The following is a 17541-nucleotide window of genomic DNA, read 5'->3' on the forward strand; positions in this document are numbered from 1 at the left end:
ATGCGGCCCAACACGATCAAGTTCCTGATCTTCGCGCTCACGATGGTGCTCGTGTTCGCCGGGCTGGCAGTGGTGTTCAGCCAGGCCCGGTTCACCGGAAGCGAGACCTACCACGCGGCATTCACCGACGTCTCCGGGCTGAAATCCGGCGACAAGGTGCGTATCGCCGGTGTCCAGGTGGGGTCGGTCGACGGGGTCGACATCGGGGACGGCAACCACGCGGAAATCGAATTCGGCGTCGATTCGAAATACACGCTCTTCACCGGCACGCGTGCGACCGTGCGCTACGAGAACCTGGTGGGAGACCGGTATCTGGAACTGCTCGAGGGACCCGGCAGCGTCGACGTTCTCCAGCCGGGCGGAAGTATCCCGATCGAGCAGACCGAACCCGCCCTCGACCTCGACCTGCTGCTCGGAGGGTTCAAGCCTCTGCTGCAAGGACTCGATTCCCAGCAGGTCAACGACCTGTCCGGCGCGTTGCTCCAAGTGTTCCAGGGGCAGGGCCAGACCCTGGTCTCCTTGCTGGGCAACACGAATTCGTTCACCAATTCGCTCGCTGATCGCGACCGGTTGATCGGCGACGTGATCGACAATCTGAACGGCGTTCTGGGCACCATCGACGACCACGACCGTGAGTTCGCCGAGACCATCGACCAATTGAGTGCCCTCGCCGGCGGGCTGGCCGCAGACCGCGACCCGATCGGTACCGCGATCCCGCAGATCGCGGCGGGCACCGCGGATTTGGCAGCGCTGCTGCAGAACAACCGACCCGACCTGCAGTCCGTGATCGCCGAAACCAATCGGACCATGACACAACTCGATCTGGGTGAGGACGACATCAACCGCACACTCGAACGTCTCCCGTCGGATTACAAGAAACTGATCCGGGTGGGCGCCTACGGCAACTTCTTCCAGTTCTTCCTCTGTGCCAACACCTTCAAGTTCTCCGGACCCGACGGCACCACCGTCAGGTACACGACGGCGAACCACGACACGGGAAGGTGTGCGAAGGTCGAATGAGTGCACCGCGCGAACGCAGTCATCTCCAGATCGGCATCGTCGGTCTGGGTGTGTCCGCCGCCATCGTCCTCGCCGGGTTGCAGTACGACCAGCTCCAGTTCCTCTCGGGCGGACTGAGCTATTCGGCTCGATTCGAGGACGCGGGTGGACTCGTCGCCGGAGACGAGGTGATGCTCTCCGGCGTCACCGTCGGCGACGTGACCGACGTGAAACTCGACGGCCAGACCGTACTCGTGAACTTCACGATCCAGGACGGGATCGGCCTCGGCGACGGCACCGGCGCCGACATCAAGACCAACACCGTGCTCGGCCGCAAGTCGCTCGCGGTGCGTCCGGGTGGCTCCGGCGTGATGCGTCCGGGCACGATCATCGAGATCGAGCGAACCAACTCGCCGTACTCGCTGACCGACGCGCTCGGCGACCTGACGACCACCGTGTCCGAACTCGATACGGGACAGATCAACGAGTCGCTCGATGCCCTGTCGGATTCGCTGCAAGACACTCCGCCGGAGATACGCGGTGCCCTCGAGGGCATGACCCGGTTGTCCCAGTCGATCAACTCGCGGGACGAGTCCCTGCTGCAGTTGCTCGAGCGGGCCGAAGACGTGACCGCGATCCTGTCCGAGCGCAGCGATCAGGTCAACGCGCTGATCGTCGACGCCAACGCCTTGTTCGGCGAACTGAACCTTCGGCGTGACGCCATCACCGAACTCATCGCGAACATCTCCGCGGTCTCGCGCCAGCTCACCGGCCTCGTCCAGGACAACCAGAGCCAGATGGGGCCGACTCTCGAGAAGCTCAACGCGGTCACCGCGAACCTGCAGGCGAACAAGGACAACATCGCGGGCGCCCTCGACGGTCTCGGACCGTACATCAGTGCTCTCGGTGAATCCGTGGCCAGCGGACCGTTCTTCAACGCCTACGTGTCGAATATCCTGCCGGCGCCGTGGTGGAAAGCCATCGTGGACAGCCAAGTTGCCCCCGACCTTCTCCCCGAGGATCTTCAGAACGTGATTCCCAAAGAGCCGCCGTCGATCACGAGGGATGGCGAATGAGTACCGACACCATGCCGGTGGACAACCACGAACCGGCGCCTCCGAAAAGCTCCCGACTCCCGCGCCGGTTGCTGATCGGTATCGCGGCCGCCGTCGTCCTTGCGCTGGTCGCGGGCTTCGTGTGGTTCGTGCTGCCCGGCCTCGGCAAGCGGACGGTCTACGCCGAATTCGTCTCCACCAGTGGGTTGTACGAGGGTGACGACGTACGCGTGCTCGGTGTGTCGGTCGGGCGCATCACCGATATCGAGGCCGGCGACGACCTCGTACGGGTGACCATGTCGATCGACGACGCGGTCGACGTGCCGGCCGACGCCGCTGCCGTCGTCATCGCGCAGAGCCTCGTCTCTGCCCGCTTCGTCCAGCTCACCCCCGTCTATTCCGGCGGCCCCGCCCTCGAGGACGGCGCGACGATTCCTGTGCAGCGCACCGCATCGCCCGTCGAATGGGATCAGATCAAGTCCGAACTCATGCGCCTGTCCGAGGCGCTCGGGCCGGAAGAACTCGATCCACAAGGGTCGCTCGGCCGGTTCATCGACACCGCCGCGGAGAACCTCGACGGAAACGGGCAGACCATCCGCACCACACTGCGTGAGCTGTCCGCGACCATGCATACGCTGTCGGAGGGACGCACCGATCTGTTCTCGACGATCCGGAACCTCCAGACCTTCGTCTCGGTGCTGTCGTCGAGCAACGAGCAGATCGTGCAGTTCGGCGGCCGGCTGGCCTCCGTCTCGAATGTCCTCGCCCAAAGTTCCGACCAACTCGGGGTCTCGCTCACCGATCTCGGCATTGCGGTCGGCGACGTGCAGCGTTTCGTCCAGGACAACCGTGCCGGACTGACCGAGTCGGTCGAGCGCCTCGCCGACGCCACCGAAGTGCTCGCGCGCAAGCGGCCGGAGATCGAGCGGATTCTGCACTCGGGCCCGACGTCGCTGGCCAACTTCTACAACATCTACAAGCCGGCACAGGGGTCGTTGACCGGCGCCCTCGCCATCAACAACCTGGCCAACCCCGTGGAGTGGATGTGTGGGTCGGTCGCTGCCGCCGCGAACGCGACGTCCGAACGAAGCGAGGAGTTGTGCCGTCAGCAACTCGGTCCGGTCCTGGCCTCGATGAGCGCCAACTACCTGCCGGCACTCGCCAACCCGCTCGCCAGTGTGCAGGCGTTCCCCGGCGACATCGTCTACAGCGAACCGTGGCTCGAAGGTGCGTCCGCGGGACGAGGGACCGCACCGCCGCAGGCGGCGCCCGCACCCACGCCGCTCGACGGACTGCTGGGCGGATTACCGAACGTCGCGGTCCCACAGGACCTGGGAACACTGCTGCAGCCGGGAGGGGGACGATGATCCTGTCGAATGGACGGCGCATCACCGCGGCCGCGGTCGTGCTGGCGGCAACGCTGGCGCTGACGGGCTGTGAATGGGACGGGCTCAACTCGGTTCCCATGCCGGGCACCGCCGGACGCGGTGAAGGTGCGTACCGCGTCGAGATCGAGATGCCCAACGTCACGACGCTCACCCAGAACTCACCGGTCCGCGTCGACGATGTCACCGTCGGTTCGATTGCCGCGATCGAGGTGGACGGATGGCACGCCCTGGTCACCGTGGCGCTCGACAAGGACACCGTGGTGCCCGCCAACGCGACGGCCAAGATCGGCCAGACGAGCCTGCTCGGTTCGCAGCACCTCGAGTTGCTGGCCCCCGTCGACGAACCCGCGCGTGGACGGCTCGCGGACGGCGATCGCATTCCCCTCGAGCGTGCGGGTGTCTATCCGACGACGGAGCAGACGCTCTCGTCGCTGTCGCTGGTACTCAACGGCGGCGGTCTGGCCCAGATCAACGACATCACCACCGAACTCAACGCCGCATTGGTCGGGCGGGAGGATTCCATCCGCAACCTGCTCCCGCGTCTCGACGAACTCGTGTCCGCGCTCGACACCCAGCGCGGCGATATCGTGTCCGCGCTCGAAGGGATGGACCGGCTCGCGGTCACGGTGAACAACCAGAACGAAACCCTCGTGCGGGCACTCGAAGAACTACCGCCCGCGCTCGAAGTCCTCGTGGACCAGCGGCAGAACCTCACGTCGGCGATGTCCTCGCTCGGTGAGATGAGCACGGTGGCGAGTCGTGTCGTCGAAAGCTCCAACGACGATCTCAAAGCGAACCTGCAAGGGCTGGCACCGACGTTGCGGGCGCTGGCCGACTCGGGCAGCGCGCTCACCGAAGTCCTCGGCGTACTCCTGACATACCCCTTCCCGCAGGCCGGTATCAACAACGTCATCCGGGGCGATTACGCGAACCTCGCCATGACCATCGACATCACCCTCGATCGGCTCGACCTGAACTTCCTGACCGGAACCCCACTGGCGGGCCGGTTGGCCGGACCGGAGGGAATACTCGGCAGGGACGCCGGACTCGCCGCCCAGGCAGTCGATCCGTTCCAGGCGCCGCTCGCGCCGCCGCCCGCACAACCCGCTCCGGGACCTGCCGGCACACTCTCGATCCCCGGAATCGGCGAGATCACGATTCCCGGACTTCCCGAGGGGGTGTTCGGACCATGATGCTCTCGCGATTCGTTCGCATCCAGCTCTCGATCTTCGCTGTGCTCACCGTGATCGGTCTCGTCGTGATGACGCTGCAGTACGTACGTCTGCCGGCGCTGCTGGGGGTCGGCCAGTACACGCTCACCGTGGAACTTCCGTCCACCGGCGGCCTGTATCCGCACTCGAACGTGACCTACCGGGGTATCACCGTCGGGACGGTCCAGTCGGTTGCGCTCTCGCCCGCGGGCGTCGACGCGACGCTGTCGATCGGCAGCGACTACAAGATTCCTGCCGATGTGGACGCGGCCGTTCGCAGTGTGTCCGCCATAGGTGAGCAGTATGTCGATCTCGTTCCCCGCCAAGGTGGTTCGAGTGGTGGTTATCTCGCGGACGGCGACGTGGTGCCGGTGGAGCGCGCTACCGTCCCGCAAGAGGTCGGTGCCCTGCTGGACCAGGCGGACGTGTTGCTCGCCAGCATCGGTGACACGCGACTGCAGGCACTGGTGGACGAAGCCTTCGAGGCGTTCAACGGGTCCGGTCCCGAATTGCAGGACCTGATCGACTCGACCCGCCTGTTCGTGCAGGAAGCATCGGGGAACAGCGCCGAAACCCGCCGACTCATCGACGAGGTGGGGCCGCTGCTCGACACCCAGACGGTCACCAGCGACGCGATCCGGTCGTGGACGCGGGACATGGTGACCTTCACCGACCGGTTGCGCGAGAGCGACCCCGATCTGCGGACACTGCTGGAGACGGGTCCGTCGGCCGCGGCCGAAGCCGAAGTGCTGCTGCAGGATCTCCGCCCGACACTTCCGCTCCTGCTCGCGAATCTGGTGAGCGTCGGTGAAGTCGGTGTCATCTACAACTCCGGGATCGAGCAGATCCTCGTGCTGTATCCGCCGATGACGACCGCGCTGATCACGGCGGCCGGGTCCGGACCGCCGGAGGACGGTGCGGTCGTCGACTTCCACCTCCAGCTTCACGACCCGCCGCCCTGTCTCTCCGGATTCGTCCCGCCGGATCAGTGGCGCAGCCCCGCGGACACCACGATGGTCGATACGCCGGGCGATGTGTTCTGCCAGTTGCCGCAGGACTATCCGAATGCCCAGCGCGGTGCCCGGAACCTGCCGTGCATGGAGTATCCGGGCCGCCGCGCACCGACACCCGATCAGTGCCGTACCGGCTACACACCGAAATACTCCGACAATCCGTGGCAGGGTCCACCTACACCGGTAGCGTCCGACAATGTCGTGCCGACGCCTGCGTCACACACCGAAGGCAACGGTGCTGCGGCACCGGCCGGCGTCACCGCGCGCCGGATCGATCCGCAGACGGGGACATATATCGGTCCCGACGGCACCGTGTACACCCACGCCCAACTGGGAGATGACCGAAGTTTGGAGACTTTCATGAAGGCACAGCAGGGCTGATGGCGAACGAACTCGACAAAGACGGTCCCAGCGTCGACCCCCACTCGGTTTCCGACGAGGGCGCCGCGCCGACGAGTGCGACCGATACCAAGGGCAGCGACACGGCACCAGCCGCGTCCGTGGCACCGGCTGCGCCGACATGGCCCAAGCGGGTGGTCGTGGTCGCATCGATTCTGCTGATGGCCGTTGTGGCCGCCGGTATCTGGCTGATCGTCGACCAGCGGTCTGCCGACGAGCGTGACGAGCGACGTGCGGCGTTCGTCCAGGCTGCGCGTCAGACCGTGCTGAACCTGACCACGATCCGCGCCGACTCCGCAGACGCGGACGTGCAGCGGCTGATCGACGGGGCGACAGGCGACTTCAAGGCCGAATTCGAAGGGCGGGAAGGTCCGTTCGTCGAGGTCGTGCAGCAAGCCGGTGTCACGACGATCGGGGAGGTGCTCGAGGCCGGAATCCAGAACGAGGACGGTACGTGCGCGTCGTCGCTCGTCGCGTCGCGTGCGATGGTGAGCAATGCCGACCAGACCGAGCCGGAACCACGTGATTTCCGTCTGCGCGTGACGATCTGCGACGAGAACGGCAGACTGCTGGCGTCGAAGGTGGAGTTCGTGCCGTGAGTGAAGACCGGAAAGACAAGCAGGTGACGTCAGTGAACACGGACAGCCAGACGGACAGGCACAGCGAGACCACATCCAGCGACACCACATCCGGGGAGACCGCAGGCGCGACCGCTGCCGAGCCCGTGGATACCTCAGCCGTCGACACCGCGCCTGCACCCGTCGACACCGCGCCTGCGCTCGTCGACACCGCGCCTGCGCCCGTCGACACCGCGCCTGGGCCCGTCGACACCGCGCCTGCGCCCGTCGACACCGCGCCTGCGCCCGTCGACACCGCGCCTGCGCCCGTCGACACCGCGCCTGCGCCCGTCGACACAGCACCCGCCTCGCATTCGTACCTGCGGCACGTCGCGATCGGGCTGTCGGTGGCCGCGCTCGTGTTCGCGGTCGTCGTCGGCTGGCTCGCGTACGGAGCGCGGGCCGACTCGGCCGCCGAGGCGGCCCGTACCGAAGCCCGCGTGGCAGCGGAGGAGCAGGCCGTGGCGATGCTCGCCTACACCCACGGTGAGGTGGACGATCAGATCGCCGTGGCGGGCGAGGGCCTCACCGGAGACTTCCGTGACGAGTACACGAATCTGATGAAGAACGTCATCGCGCCGGGGGCCAAGGAGAAGGCCATCAGCGTGCAGGTGAGCGTGCAGGGATCGTCGGTGGTGTCCGCCGACGCCGACAGCGCCGTGACCCTGCTGTTCCTCAACCAGATCACCACGAGTTCCGAGAATCCGGAGGCCGTGAGCAGCGGCAGTCGTGTGCGAGTCGAACTCGAAAAACACGACGGCCGCTGGCTCGTCAGCCGGCTGACACCGATCTAGGCTCCGGGTCGTTCTCGGTCCTCCTGCAACACACGGTGTTCCCGTCAGAGCACCGTCGCGACGTCCCACGCGGAGTGGATCGCCCCTTCGATGTAGCCGACATCCGCGGCGTCGCCGACCACGTGAATTTCCGGCACCCTGCCCTCGAGTTCGGCGGCGAGCGGCGCCGCGGCCGAGACACCGGACGCCACGACGACCATATCGGCCGGGGCGCTGAGGGTTTCGTCACCGACCCGGAATTCGACGGCGTCGGCGGTGATGCGCTGTACCCGTGCCCGCCGGTGAACGGTCACGCCCGCTTCGCCGGCGTGCCGAACTGCCGTCCAGCGTCGCGGCATGGCCATGGGCAGGCCCAGTTGTCCGCCCTCTTCGAGCAGGGTCACCCGGCGCCCACGTTCGGCGAGGAACTCCGCGAGTTCGAGACCGACGAGCGAGCCCCCGATCACGACCACGTCTTTGCCCATGGGCAGGAACTTGCGGGTGACGGCCCGAATTGCCTGTGGGCTCTTGGTGATTCCCGACAGCTTGCCGAGGCGCCCCATGGTGCGGAGGAACAACGGTTGTTCCGACGTGTCGCCGGCCCCGGTCATCAGGGCTCGCAGCGTATCGCCGGTGTGCACGTGTGGCAGGTCGCCACCGGGAACGTCGGGCCGGCCGCGCACCGCGCCGGTGGCGATCACGACGACATCGGGTGCGAGTGCGGCGACGGAGTGGGCGGTGGCCTCGGTGTTCAGGCGGACATCGACGCCGAGGCGTTCGATCTCGGAGCGGAGCCATGTCAGCAACTGCTCGTTGTCCGGGGTGGTGAGGGCCGAGAACCAGAGTGTGCCGCCGAGCCGGTCCGACTTGTCGAGCACCGTCACCCGGTGTCCCCGCTCGGAGGCGACGCGCGCGACTTCGAGCCCGCCCGGCCCGGCCCCCACCACGACGACGTGCTTCGACGCGGACGCGGGGATGAACGGCACCAGGGTCTCGTTGCCCAACGCCGGATTCACCGCGCAGATCGGGGTGTCGTCCCAGAAGTTCTCCTGGACACACACATAGCAGTTGATGCACGGCCGCACCTGCTCCGGTGTGCCCGCCGCCAGCTTGCGGACCAAGGAGGGATCCGCGAGCAACTGGCGACCCATCGCGACGAAATCGGCGTGACCGTCGGCGATGGTCTTCTCGCCCACCTCGGGCAGCACGCGACCGACTGCGATCACAGGGATGCCGACAGCCTTCTTCACCGAGGCGGCGAGACCGGTGTAGGCGCCGACAGTGTTCGGGAGTGGCCCGTCGGTGAAGTTGGAGAACGGGTTTCGGCCCCACCCGGTCACGTGGATCGCGTCGGCTCCCGCGGCTTCGAACAACTGTGAGGCCCGCACTGCCTCGTCCGTGCTCAGGCCGTCGGCTTCGCCGAATTCGCGTCCGGCGACGCGCACCAGAATTGCCAGGGAGTCGCCGACCTCCGCCTTCACCGCGCGGATGACCTCGCACGCCAACCGCGCACGGTTCTCGAACGAACCCCCGTATTCGTCGGTACGCCGATTGTCGGCGCGGCTGAGGAAAGCGCCGAGCACATAGCCGTGGGCACAATGGATTTCGACCGCGTCCGCGCCTGCCGCTTTCACCCGGCCCGCGGCGTCCGCGAAGCAACGCACGAGCCACGCCAGGTCCTCGTGCGTGGCTTCGTGGTATTCGGCCTGCTTACCGTGGGTGACCGCAGCCATCTTCTGGAGTTCTTCACCGGTGTTGTCGGCGAGCGCGCTCAGGTCTGGGCTCGAGTTCGGGGTCGACGGAACGAGCAGCGGCCGATCGTTGACGGTGTCGATCCGTGCGACCTTGCCGTGGTGCGTCATCTGCACGCACAGAGCACTACCGGCCTGGTGGACAGCGTCGGCGAGTGCGGTGAGGCCGGGGATGAACCTGTCCTCCGACAGTCCGGGTTCCTTGGTGCTGGCGCAGCCGAGCGGATAGGCGACAGCGCAGCATCCGGTGATGATCAGTCCGGTGCCGCCCTCGGCGCGGGCGACGAAATGGTCGATGTCGCCCTGCTCGATCTCGCCGTCGTCACACAGGTTCATGTCCATGGCGGGCAGGACGACCCGATTCCGCAGCGTCACGGGCCCGATGGTGCCGGGGGAAAGGAGGTGGGAGAAGGTCGTCACACCCAGACGTTATGCCCGCAGGATGTGTCCCGCGGCACAGTTCCACTCAGTGGGACCGACTCCCGCTGTTCCCGCTGTTGCCTTCGCCCGGCGTGATCAGCGCGGGTCCCGCAGCGCCGGTGTGCGACAGCGCTTCGAGGAACGAGCGTGCCCACCGGTCGACATCGTGCGTGAGGACCTGACGGCGGAGGGCACGCATCGTCTTGCGTCCGGCGTCGCGGGGTTGCTCGATCGCTGCCTGCATCTTGTCCTTGACGTCCTCCAGGTCGTGCGGATTGCACAGGAAGGACTGACGCAGTTCGGCTGCTGCGCCGGTGAATTCGCTGAGCACCAGCGAACCACCCAGATCGCTGCGGCACGCGATGTATTCCTTGGCGACGAGATTCATCCCGTCGCGCAACGGCGTCACCAGCATCACGTCGGCGGCGACGAAGAAGGCGATGAGTTCCTCGCGGGGCACCGGGCGGTGGATGTAGTGGACCACCGGGCGACCGACTTCGGCGTACTCACCGTTGATGCGACTGACCATGCGCTCGATCTCGCCGCGCATCTGCACGTACGACTCGACGCGCTCGCGGCTGGGCGTCGCGAGTTGCACCATGACGGTGCGGGCCGGATCGACCCGTCCCTCGTCGAGGAGTTCGTTGAGGGCGTCGAGCCGGACGTCGATGCCCTTGGTGTAGTCCAGCCGGTCGACCCCGAGCAGGATGTGGTCCGGGTCGCCCAGTTCCTTGCGGATCGCTTTGGCCCGGTCGCGAATCTTCTTGCTACGCGACTGTTCGTCGAGTTCGCCCGACGCGATGGAGATGGGGAAGGCGCCGACGCGCACCGAACGGAATCCGACCTGGACCACACCGAGTTTCGAGCGGACACCGATGTTGCCGCGCGAGGTCTGGTGGCCGGCGAGCCTGCCCGCCAGGTAGAGGAAGTTTTGGGCGCCGCCGGGGAGATGAAAGCCGATGAGATCGGCGCCGAGGAGTCCTTCGACGATCTCGGTGCGCCAGGGCATCTGCATGAACAACTCGACCGGCGGGAACGGAATGTGCAGGAAGAACCCGATCGTGAGGTCGGGTCGCAGCATCCGCAGCATCTTCGGCACCAACTGGAGTTGGTAGTCCTGGATCCAGACGGTGGCGTTCGGTGCTGCGGCCTTGGCCGCTTCTTCCGCGAAGCGCCGGTTGACCTCGACGTAGACGTTCCACCATTCGCGCCGGTATTCCGGGCGGACGATGACGTCGTGGTAGAGCGGCCACAGCGTCGCGTTGGAGAACCCCTCGTAGTAGTCGGCGATCTCCTGAGTGCTCAGGGGAACCGAGTACAGCGTGAGGTCGTCCTCGACGATGACACCGGCATCGGCGTCCGCAACCCCGGCCCAGCCGACCCACGCTCCGTGGTTGGAACGCAGGATCGGCTCGAGGGCCGTGACGAGACCGCCGGGGCTGCGCTTCCATCGGGTCGTGCCGTCCGGCAGGCGTTCGAGATCCACCGGCAGGCGATTCGCGACGACGACGAAATCGGACGGGGTGATCGACTCGGATTCTTCGGTCGCATCCGCGCCGCCTGCTGTCACGTCGTGTCCTCTCGAGGTGCCGGTCCGATGGATCTGGTCAGTACTTTTCGGCCGGGCCGATGCCAAGCATCGACAGCAGCATGCGGCACTCGTCCGCAGTCTCGGCGTAGGCGGCGACGACGCGCTGTGCCTGTCGGGCGGTCTCGTCGGCGACAGGTTCGAGATCGTCGTCGGCGAGAACGTCGGGGGTGGTGGGGTCCGCGGTCATGTGTTCCTCCCGGGTAGCTGCTCGGCGCGAGCATGCATCTGCCTCGACTCTAGGAGAGTGGGACACCGGGGCGCCACCCGCCGGGTGCTGGATCGATCATGGCCGGGGCCCTCGCGGTACCGTGGGGCCCGTAACGCCGCGCTCGCCGATCTGTGCGCGGTCGTCCCCCGCAGTCTTCGAGGAAGGTCTCCATGCCCATTGCGACGATCAACGGAATCCCGCTGAACTACCAGGTCAGGGGATCCGGCGACCTCGTAGTTCTCGTGATGGGAACCGGCAGCCCCGGCCGGGTGTGGGACCTGCATCAGGTGCCTGCGCTCGTGAAGGCGGGCTACCGCGTGGCCACGTTCGACAACCGCGGCATCGCGCCGTCGGGGGAGAGCCTGAGTGGGATGACACTCGATGATCTCGTGGCAGACACCGCAGGCTTGATCGAGTTGCTCGGCGGCCCGGCGCATGTTGTCGGCACGTCGATGGGTGCGCGCGTCGCACAGGAACTGACGTTGGCGCGTCCGGATCTCGTCCGCAAAGCGGTGTTCCTCGCCGGCCACGCACGGATGGACCGGTTCCAGATGACCCTCACCGAGGGCGAGCGGCAGTTGTACGACAGCGGTGTGGAGTTGCCGCCCAAGTATCAGGCCGCGGTGACTGCGGTGATGAACCTGTCGCCCGCGTCGCTCGCCGACGAGAACACCGCACGCGATTGGCTCGACGTGTTCGAGTTCAGTGGCGGGAAAATGTCGCCCGGGGTGCGGGCCCAGCTGGGCATGGACCGCGAGTTCGATCGCCGTGCCGCCTACCGGGCGATCACGACGCAGTGCCTTGCGGTGGGGTTCGCCGACGACCGCATGATTCCGGCGTATCTGTCGCGGGAAGTGGCGGAAGCGATTCCCGGCGCACGGTACGAGGAGATTCCGGACGCGGGTCACTACGGCTATCTGGAGCGTCCCGAGGTGGTCAACAAGGTGTTGCTGGACTTCCTGGCGTCCTAGCGGACCGGGCACGTACGCGGCGAGCGCGGGGGTATCGAACACGATCCCGCCGCGCTCGTGTCGATCGGGGAGGGTTGATGTCTCGCTGACCGGAAGTCGCTGGCAATTCGGAAGTTCGGGGTCTCCCACTGGCGCACAACCCTTGGTAGGCTCTCCAAACCAAGGTTAGCCTGAGCTACATTTCGAGGGCTGCGTCTACTGACCGTGGGCTCACGCCCCCGAGTACGGAAGTTGAGTGATGACCGACCGATCCAGCGCTACCGCAGGTGATTCGGAGAATCCGGACGAACCTCGAGGGGACGTATTCGACCTCGTCGGAATCGGTTTCGGCCCCGCCAACCTCGCTCTGGCGATCGCCATCGAGGAACACAATGCGGCCGATCCGGACTCAGCGCTCCGAGCCACGTTCTTCGAGCGGAGACAAGACTTCGCGTGGCACCCGGGGATGCTCCTCGAGGGCGCGACCATGCAGATCGCCTTTCCCAAGGATCTCGTCACCTTCCGGAATCCCACCAGCAGCTACAGCTTCTTCGCGTACCTGCACGAACGGGAGCGGCTCGCGGACTTCGTCAACCACCAGACGTTCTTTCCGACCCGGCACGAATTCCAGGATTATCTGCGGTGGGCCGCCGACCGCGTCACCGCGGACGTCCGGTACGGAACCGAGATCACCGCCGTCGAAGCGGTCCGTCACCACAACGGCACAGCCGATCTCTTCGCGATCCACTCAGCCGACGGCAGCGTGGTCCACGCGCACAGCGTTGTGGTCGGTGTCGGACTCCGGGCACAGATCCCGCGCTGGGCCACCGAATCGGTGCGGTGCTTCCACAACCACCAGTTCCTGTTCCACCTGGACGCGATGCCCGAGCCGACGCATCAGCGATTCGCCGTGGTCGGGGCGGGACAGAGCGCCGCGGAAGTGGTGCAGTATCTGCACACCCACTACCCGCAGGCCGAAGTTCACAGCATCTTCAACCGCTTCGGCTACAGCCCGGCCGACGACAGCCCGTACGCGAACCGGATCTTCGATCCCTCGGCCGTCGACGAACTTCACGGAGCGTCGCCCGCAGAGCGGGAGCGGGTACTCACCCTTCATCGCGGCACCAACTACTCCGTCGTGGCCCCGGAACTCATCGAGGCGCTCTACGCCACCGAGTACCGGGAACGCGTCAGTGGGCGTCGCCGGCTGTTCATGCGTCGAGCCTCCGAAATCGTCTCCACCACGGAAAGTGCCGCGGGCATCGAGATCGACGTCCGGAACAACCTGGACGGCGCTGTCGAGACGTTGATGTGCGATGCGGTGGTCCTCGCGACCGGTTTCGAGCCTGCTCCGCTCACTCCGCTCCTCGGCGATCTCGCGCCGGACGGGCCGGTACTGTCGGTCGACCGTGACTACCGGCTGCCGACGCCGGAGGACATCGATGCCGACATCTACCTTCAGGGCGGCACCGAGAAGACGCACGGTCTGACCTCGTCGCTGTTGTCGAACGCGGCGGTACGAGCGGGAGAAATCCTGGCTTCCGTCCTCGGTCGCCGGGACCGAAAGATGTCCGGAGCCCTGGGCGTTATCGGTGAACTTGATAGGATTCCGGACCATCACACCTACGCAACAAGTGAGGCGAGATGAGCACGAACCCATTTGACGACGAGGACGGCCGGTTCTACGTCCTCGTGAACGACGAGGAGCAGTACTCGCTGTGGCCGACCTTCTCCGAGGTTCCGCAGGGGTGGCGGGTGGTATTCGGCGAAGAGTCGCGTGCCGCGTGCGTCGAATACGTCGAGCAGAACTGGACCGATATGCGTCCGAAGAGCCTTCGCGATGCGATGGAAGCCGACGAAAAGGCTCGTCAGGGCTGACCGTTCGTCACGGCTGATACACCGAATACTTCTACATTCTGCGAGAGTCACGCCCGCGCCAACCGAGGCGCAGCGTGGCTCTCGTTGTTTCGGTTGCCGCGGCGTCGACGATCGGGATCGTGTCGGTGATGGGGATCGGGCCGGTCACCGGTGTCGGGGCCGGCCGGATCGCCCGCTTCTTCTCCAGCCTGATCCGGGGGATCCGGCGAAGCTGCGGGCGGCGCAGTGACCCCACCTTGAGAATGCTTCGCGGGTTGCGGGTGCGCCGCGCGAGCCACTCGCCGAGCGTGACGCCGGCCGCGAGTGCGCAACCGATACCGAATGCCGCGAACAGCGCGGTCATGCCGATGCTCATCTCGTTTCGCAGCATCGCGTACAGACCGCGATACAGGGCGAGACCGGGAAGCAGCGGAGTGATACCCGCGACCGCGACGACCAGCGGCGGGGTGAGGGCCCGGCGGGCCATCAGGCCACCCGCGAAGCCGATGACGGTGGCGGCCACCGCCGAGGAAATGATGGGGCCGAGCGAGAGCCCGAGGGCGAGCTGATAGCCGAGGCTGCCGGCAGCTCCGGCCAGGGCCGCGACGGTGAGCGCGCGGCGCTCCGCGTAACAGGCGAGTGCGTAGAACGCGGCGGCGGCGGCACCGGCCAGGATCTTCGTCGGCAGCTGGGTGAGGTCCGGCAGTGCCGCGTAACTGATCAACGGCAGTTCGGCGCCGAACACCTCCGCGACGCGCAGGGTGGTCGCGACGCCGGCAATGATGCCGCCCGTCATCATGAGTACTTCGAAGAATCTGGCCGACGCGGTGATCGGGGCCCCGGTGATCGCGTCCTGCACCGAACCCACCAGCGACAAACCGGACAACAGCACGGTGACGCCGGCGGCGATGATCAATCCCGGGGACACTTCGAAGCCGAGTGTTTCCCGTAGCCCGTACAACGTGATCGCCGGGGCGGTCGCGATGATGCCGCCCACGAGGTGCTGGAAGAAGAACGGCAGACCGGCGTGGTTGAGGGCGCGGTTGACCCGGTCGATGACGAATGTCGACCCGAAGGCGACGAGAGCGACCAGGGCGTCGCCGCCGAGCAGCACCGAGATCGCCGCGGCCATCCCCGACCACGCGATCGTCGCGACCCAGCGGTTGTAGGGGTGGGCCGCCGACGTGATCGCGAGCAGTTCCTCGTGTGCTTGCGCCGGGGAGATCGCGTCGCGGCGGATTCGGCGCGTCAACCGGTCGACCGCGGCCAACCGCGTGAAGTCCATCGAGCGGTAGTGCACGACGCGCATCGTGCTCGCGGGAGGCATCGTCTGCCCGCGATAAGCGGACAGCACGATCGAGTTGTAGGTGACATCGACATCGCACTGCGCGAGGCCGTAGGTCGCGGCGACGAACCGGACCTGCTCGGCGGTGTCGATCGCGCCCGTGCCTGAGGCGAGCAGAACTTCGCCGACGCGGACCGCGACGTCGAGCGCCTCGGCGACCACCGCGTCGTCGGTCAGGTCGATCGGCTGCAGCGGCGTGGGTGCTGCGATGACCGCGTCGATGGTCGCGCGACGCGTACCGAGTGTCCGGTCCAGGACGTCGCCCAGCAGGCTCACTGCCCGCCACCTCCGGTACGGACGGAAACAGGTGGGGCGGTACGCATGCGTTCCACCGTAACGAAACGGGCGGTGTGCGCCGGAGGCGGGACGGCCTATATGATGGGCGGCGTTCGCTGCCTCCTTAGCTCAGCGGTAGAGCACTCGCCTTGTAAGCGAGCGGTCAACGGTTCAATCCCGTTAGGGGGCTCGAGAGTAGGCCGATCTGCAGATAAGTGCAGGTCGGCCTATTTTTTTTCGACATGACGACCGGTGGCCCCGGCAGGGTCGGCCTCGGGGTCGCCGGGTGTGCGAGTGCCTGCGCCCGGCAGATGCGGCACTTCGATCCGCACCCCGCTTCGTCTACGTGCGGTGTGGGATCTCACAGCACGGTCGGTGCGAGTCGGTGAGGAAGCGCGCCACGAGACGACTCCGCCCCCGCCACAGGGGGCGGGGGCGGAGCACAGTGGATGAGGGGCAGATCAGCGGAGAGCGAGCTTTCGACGTGCCTGGTCTTCGAAGTCGCTGTCGACCATCAGGTCGTACCGGGCGGCCTCGATGCTCTTACGGGAGACGAAGTCGCGGCGTCCGCCGGTGCTCCAGTGCGCCGCGAAGCCGAGTGCTCCACCCCACACCGCACCGAAGGCGACGCCGGCGAGGAGGATGGCCGCCATGCTGGTGGCCGGGAGGAACACGGCGAGCAGGAAGCCGAACAGCAGGCCCGTCCACACGCCGGCCGCCGCGCCGTTGAGCGCCGCTTTGCCATTGGTCATCCGGCCTTCGATGCTCTCGACGGTCGTCACTCCCTGACCTACGACGCGCAGGTACTCGACAGGAAAGCCCTCGTCGGAGAGGTGGTCGATAGCGCGCTCGACTGCTTCGTATGTGCGATAGCTCTCGAGAAGGGTCTCCGAATCGGTGGCATAGCCCGTCGTCGGTGCGTAGATCTCAGTCATACGTTCCTCCTCGATGTGAAATTTAACGATACGTATAGCGTAGCGTAGCGTTTCGTAGCGTTTGATTCGGGTCTTCTTTTCGGAGACACTCGGATCATGCGGGGCATACTCGCCTGAAAAGGAGTGACATGGTGGTCGATACCGACGCAGATCCGGTGTCCGAATCGCCGCGACGCCCCGGCAAGGCGCGCGCGGGAACGGATACGCGGATCATGCGGGCGGCGCTGGAGATCCTGCGTGTGCACGGCCCCCATCGCGTCACCGTGGAGGCGGTCGCCGCCCTGTCCGGTGTAGCGAAGACGACGATCTACCGGCGCTACGCCAATCGCGAGGAGATCCTCGACGCAGCGTTGGACTCGCAGGCGATCGCGCCGTGTGTGCCGGACGGTCTGTGTGTCTACGACCGGATGAAGTGGACGCTGGAACAGGTCCGACGCGCGTTGGCGAGTGACATGGGCATGGGCAGCGTGGGCGCGGTACTCATCGACGAGGATCCGGACTTCACAGAATCGTTCCGGGAGATCATCAATGCCCGCAGCGACGTGGTGGCCGGTGTGCTTCGCGCCGCTGTCGACGCCGGTGCGGTCCGCGCCGACCTCGACATCGACACGGCTGTATCCATGCTCGTCGGTTCGTATCTCGGTGCGTACCTCCGTCACGGTGAGGTGAGCGAGTCGTGGGCCGACGGTGTCGTCCACGCCATGTGCCCGGAACTCGAACCGGACGCGCACGAGCACTGAGTCGCTCGGCGGA

16 protein-coding genes and 1 tRNA gene are annotated in these 17541 nt (G+C 66.4%); 12 read left to right on the forward strand and 5 right to left on the reverse strand.

Translation table 11 applies throughout. The features are described 5' to 3' along the window. The 7 genes from ACFWU2_RS03880 to ACFWU2_RS03910 all read left to right on the forward strand — a co-directional run bounded on the left by ACFWU2_RS03880 (position 1) and on the right by ACFWU2_RS03910 (position 7476). Complete coding sequence (locus tag ACFWU2_RS03880; RefSeq protein ID WP_378602288.1) at positions 1 to 1020, forward strand: MCE family protein; 1020 nt, start codon at positions 1 to 3, stop codon at positions 1018 to 1020. After that, positions 1017 to 2075, forward strand: a complete 1059-nt coding sequence (locus ACFWU2_RS03885) for an MCE family protein (protein WP_378601104.1) — start codon at positions 1017 to 1019, stop codon at positions 2073 to 2075. Before ACFWU2_RS03880 ends, ACFWU2_RS03885 begins: the two co-directional genes overlap by 4 nt. After that, positions 2072 to 3421 (forward strand): MCE family protein, encoded by a 1350-nt coding sequence (locus ACFWU2_RS03890; protein WP_378601107.1) that lies wholly within the window; start codon positions 2072 to 2074, stop codon positions 3419 to 3421. Before ACFWU2_RS03885 ends, ACFWU2_RS03890 begins: the two co-directional genes overlap by 4 nt. After that, on the forward strand, positions 3418 to 4635 hold the full coding sequence (locus tag ACFWU2_RS03895) for an MCE family protein (protein ID WP_378601110.1): 1218 nt from the start codon (positions 3418 to 3420) through the stop codon (positions 4633 to 4635). The genes ACFWU2_RS03890 and ACFWU2_RS03895 overlap by 4 nt, the downstream gene beginning before the upstream one ends. Then, a complete protein-coding gene (locus ACFWU2_RS03900) occupies positions 4632 to 6047 on the forward strand; it encodes an MCE family protein (protein WP_378601113.1) in 1416 nt (471 codons plus the stop codon). Before ACFWU2_RS03895 ends, ACFWU2_RS03900 begins: the two co-directional genes overlap by 4 nt. Further along, positions 6047 to 6664 carry a hypothetical protein gene (locus ACFWU2_RS03905; RefSeq protein WP_378601116.1) on the forward strand — a complete coding sequence of 206 codons (618 nt, stop codon included), beginning with the start codon at positions 6047 to 6049 and terminating at the stop codon, positions 6662 to 6664. The genes ACFWU2_RS03900 and ACFWU2_RS03905 overlap by 1 nt, the downstream gene beginning before the upstream one ends. 338 nt (positions 6665 to 7002) lie before the next feature. After that, positions 7003 to 7476 carry a twin-arginine translocation pathway signal gene (locus tag ACFWU2_RS03910; RefSeq protein WP_378602291.1) on the forward strand — a complete coding sequence of 158 codons (474 nt, stop codon included), beginning with the start codon at positions 7003 to 7005 and terminating at the stop codon, positions 7474 to 7476. A gap of 44 nt (positions 7477 to 7520) precedes the next feature. Here the strand turns inward: ACFWU2_RS03910 and ACFWU2_RS03915 are convergent, their stop codons facing one another. From ACFWU2_RS03915 to ACFWU2_RS03925, 3 genes are read right to left on the reverse strand one after another with little or no spacing between them, the layout of a single operon-like run. Beyond that, positions 7521 to 9626, reverse strand: coding sequence for an FAD-dependent oxidoreductase (locus ACFWU2_RS03915; RefSeq protein WP_378601119.1), 2106 nt, complete (start codon positions 9624 to 9626; stop codon positions 7521 to 7523). Between the two features lie 46 nt (positions 9627 to 9672). Next, positions 9673 to 11196: a trehalose-6-phosphate synthase gene (locus tag ACFWU2_RS03920; RefSeq protein ID WP_378601122.1), complete on the reverse strand. Its 1524-nt coding sequence runs from the start codon at positions 11194 to 11196 to the stop codon at positions 9673 to 9675. Between the two features lie 37 nt (positions 11197 to 11233). After that, a complete protein-coding gene (locus tag ACFWU2_RS03925) occupies positions 11234 to 11404 on the reverse strand; it encodes a hypothetical protein (protein ID WP_169621356.1) in 171 nt (56 codons plus the stop codon). 191 nt (positions 11405 to 11595) lie between these two features. Here ACFWU2_RS03925 and ACFWU2_RS03930 point away from each other — a divergent pair, with 191 nt between their 5' ends. The 3 genes from ACFWU2_RS03930 (at position 11596) to ACFWU2_RS03940 (ending at position 14253) form a co-directional block, all read left to right on the forward strand. Beyond that, the gene (locus tag ACFWU2_RS03930) at positions 11596 to 12396 is read left to right on the forward strand and encodes an alpha/beta fold hydrolase (RefSeq protein ID WP_378601125.1); all 801 of its coding nucleotides are present in this window, start codon (positions 11596 to 11598) and stop codon (positions 12394 to 12396) included. Positions 12397 to 12634: 238 nt separating this feature from the next. Next, the gene (locus ACFWU2_RS03935) at positions 12635 to 14023 is read left to right on the forward strand and encodes a lysine N(6)-hydroxylase/L-ornithine N(5)-oxygenase family protein (RefSeq protein ID WP_378601153.1); all 1389 of its coding nucleotides are present in this window, start codon (positions 12635 to 12637) and stop codon (positions 14021 to 14023) included. Then, complete coding sequence (locus ACFWU2_RS03940) at positions 14020 to 14253, forward strand: MbtH family protein (RefSeq protein ID WP_072702139.1); 234 nt, start codon at positions 14020 to 14022, stop codon at positions 14251 to 14253. Before ACFWU2_RS03935 ends, ACFWU2_RS03940 begins: the two co-directional genes overlap by 4 nt. Positions 14254 to 14284: 31 nt before the next feature. Here the strand turns inward: ACFWU2_RS03940 and ACFWU2_RS03945 are convergent, their stop codons facing one another. Next, a complete protein-coding gene (locus tag ACFWU2_RS03945; RefSeq protein ID WP_378601156.1) occupies positions 14285 to 15853 on the reverse strand; it encodes a threonine/serine exporter ThrE family protein in 1569 nt (522 codons plus the stop codon). A gap of 118 nt (positions 15854 to 15971) precedes the next feature. Here ACFWU2_RS03945 and ACFWU2_RS03950 point away from each other — a divergent pair. Further along, positions 15972 to 16043 (forward strand) — tRNA-Thr (locus tag ACFWU2_RS03950). 271 nt (positions 16044 to 16314) lie between these two features. Here the strand turns inward: ACFWU2_RS03950 and ACFWU2_RS03955 are convergent. Next, positions 16315 to 16788 (reverse strand): general stress protein, encoded by a 474-nt coding sequence (locus ACFWU2_RS03955; protein ID WP_378601159.1) that lies wholly within the window; start codon positions 16786 to 16788, stop codon positions 16315 to 16317. A 128-nt stretch (positions 16789 to 16916) separates the two neighbouring features. On the opposite strand from ACFWU2_RS03955, the gene ACFWU2_RS03960 reads away from it, so the two are divergent. Then, positions 16917 to 17528 carry a TetR/AcrR family transcriptional regulator gene (locus ACFWU2_RS03960; protein WP_378601162.1) on the forward strand — a complete coding sequence of 204 codons (612 nt, stop codon included), beginning with the start codon at positions 16917 to 16919 and terminating at the stop codon, positions 17526 to 17528. Positions 17529 to 17541 lie beyond the last annotated feature (13 nt).

The sequence above is a fragment of the Rhodococcus sp. NPDC058639 genome (assembly GCF_042717545.1).
Taxonomy (GTDB): Bacteria; Actinomycetota; Actinomycetes; order Mycobacteriales; family Mycobacteriaceae; genus Rhodococcus.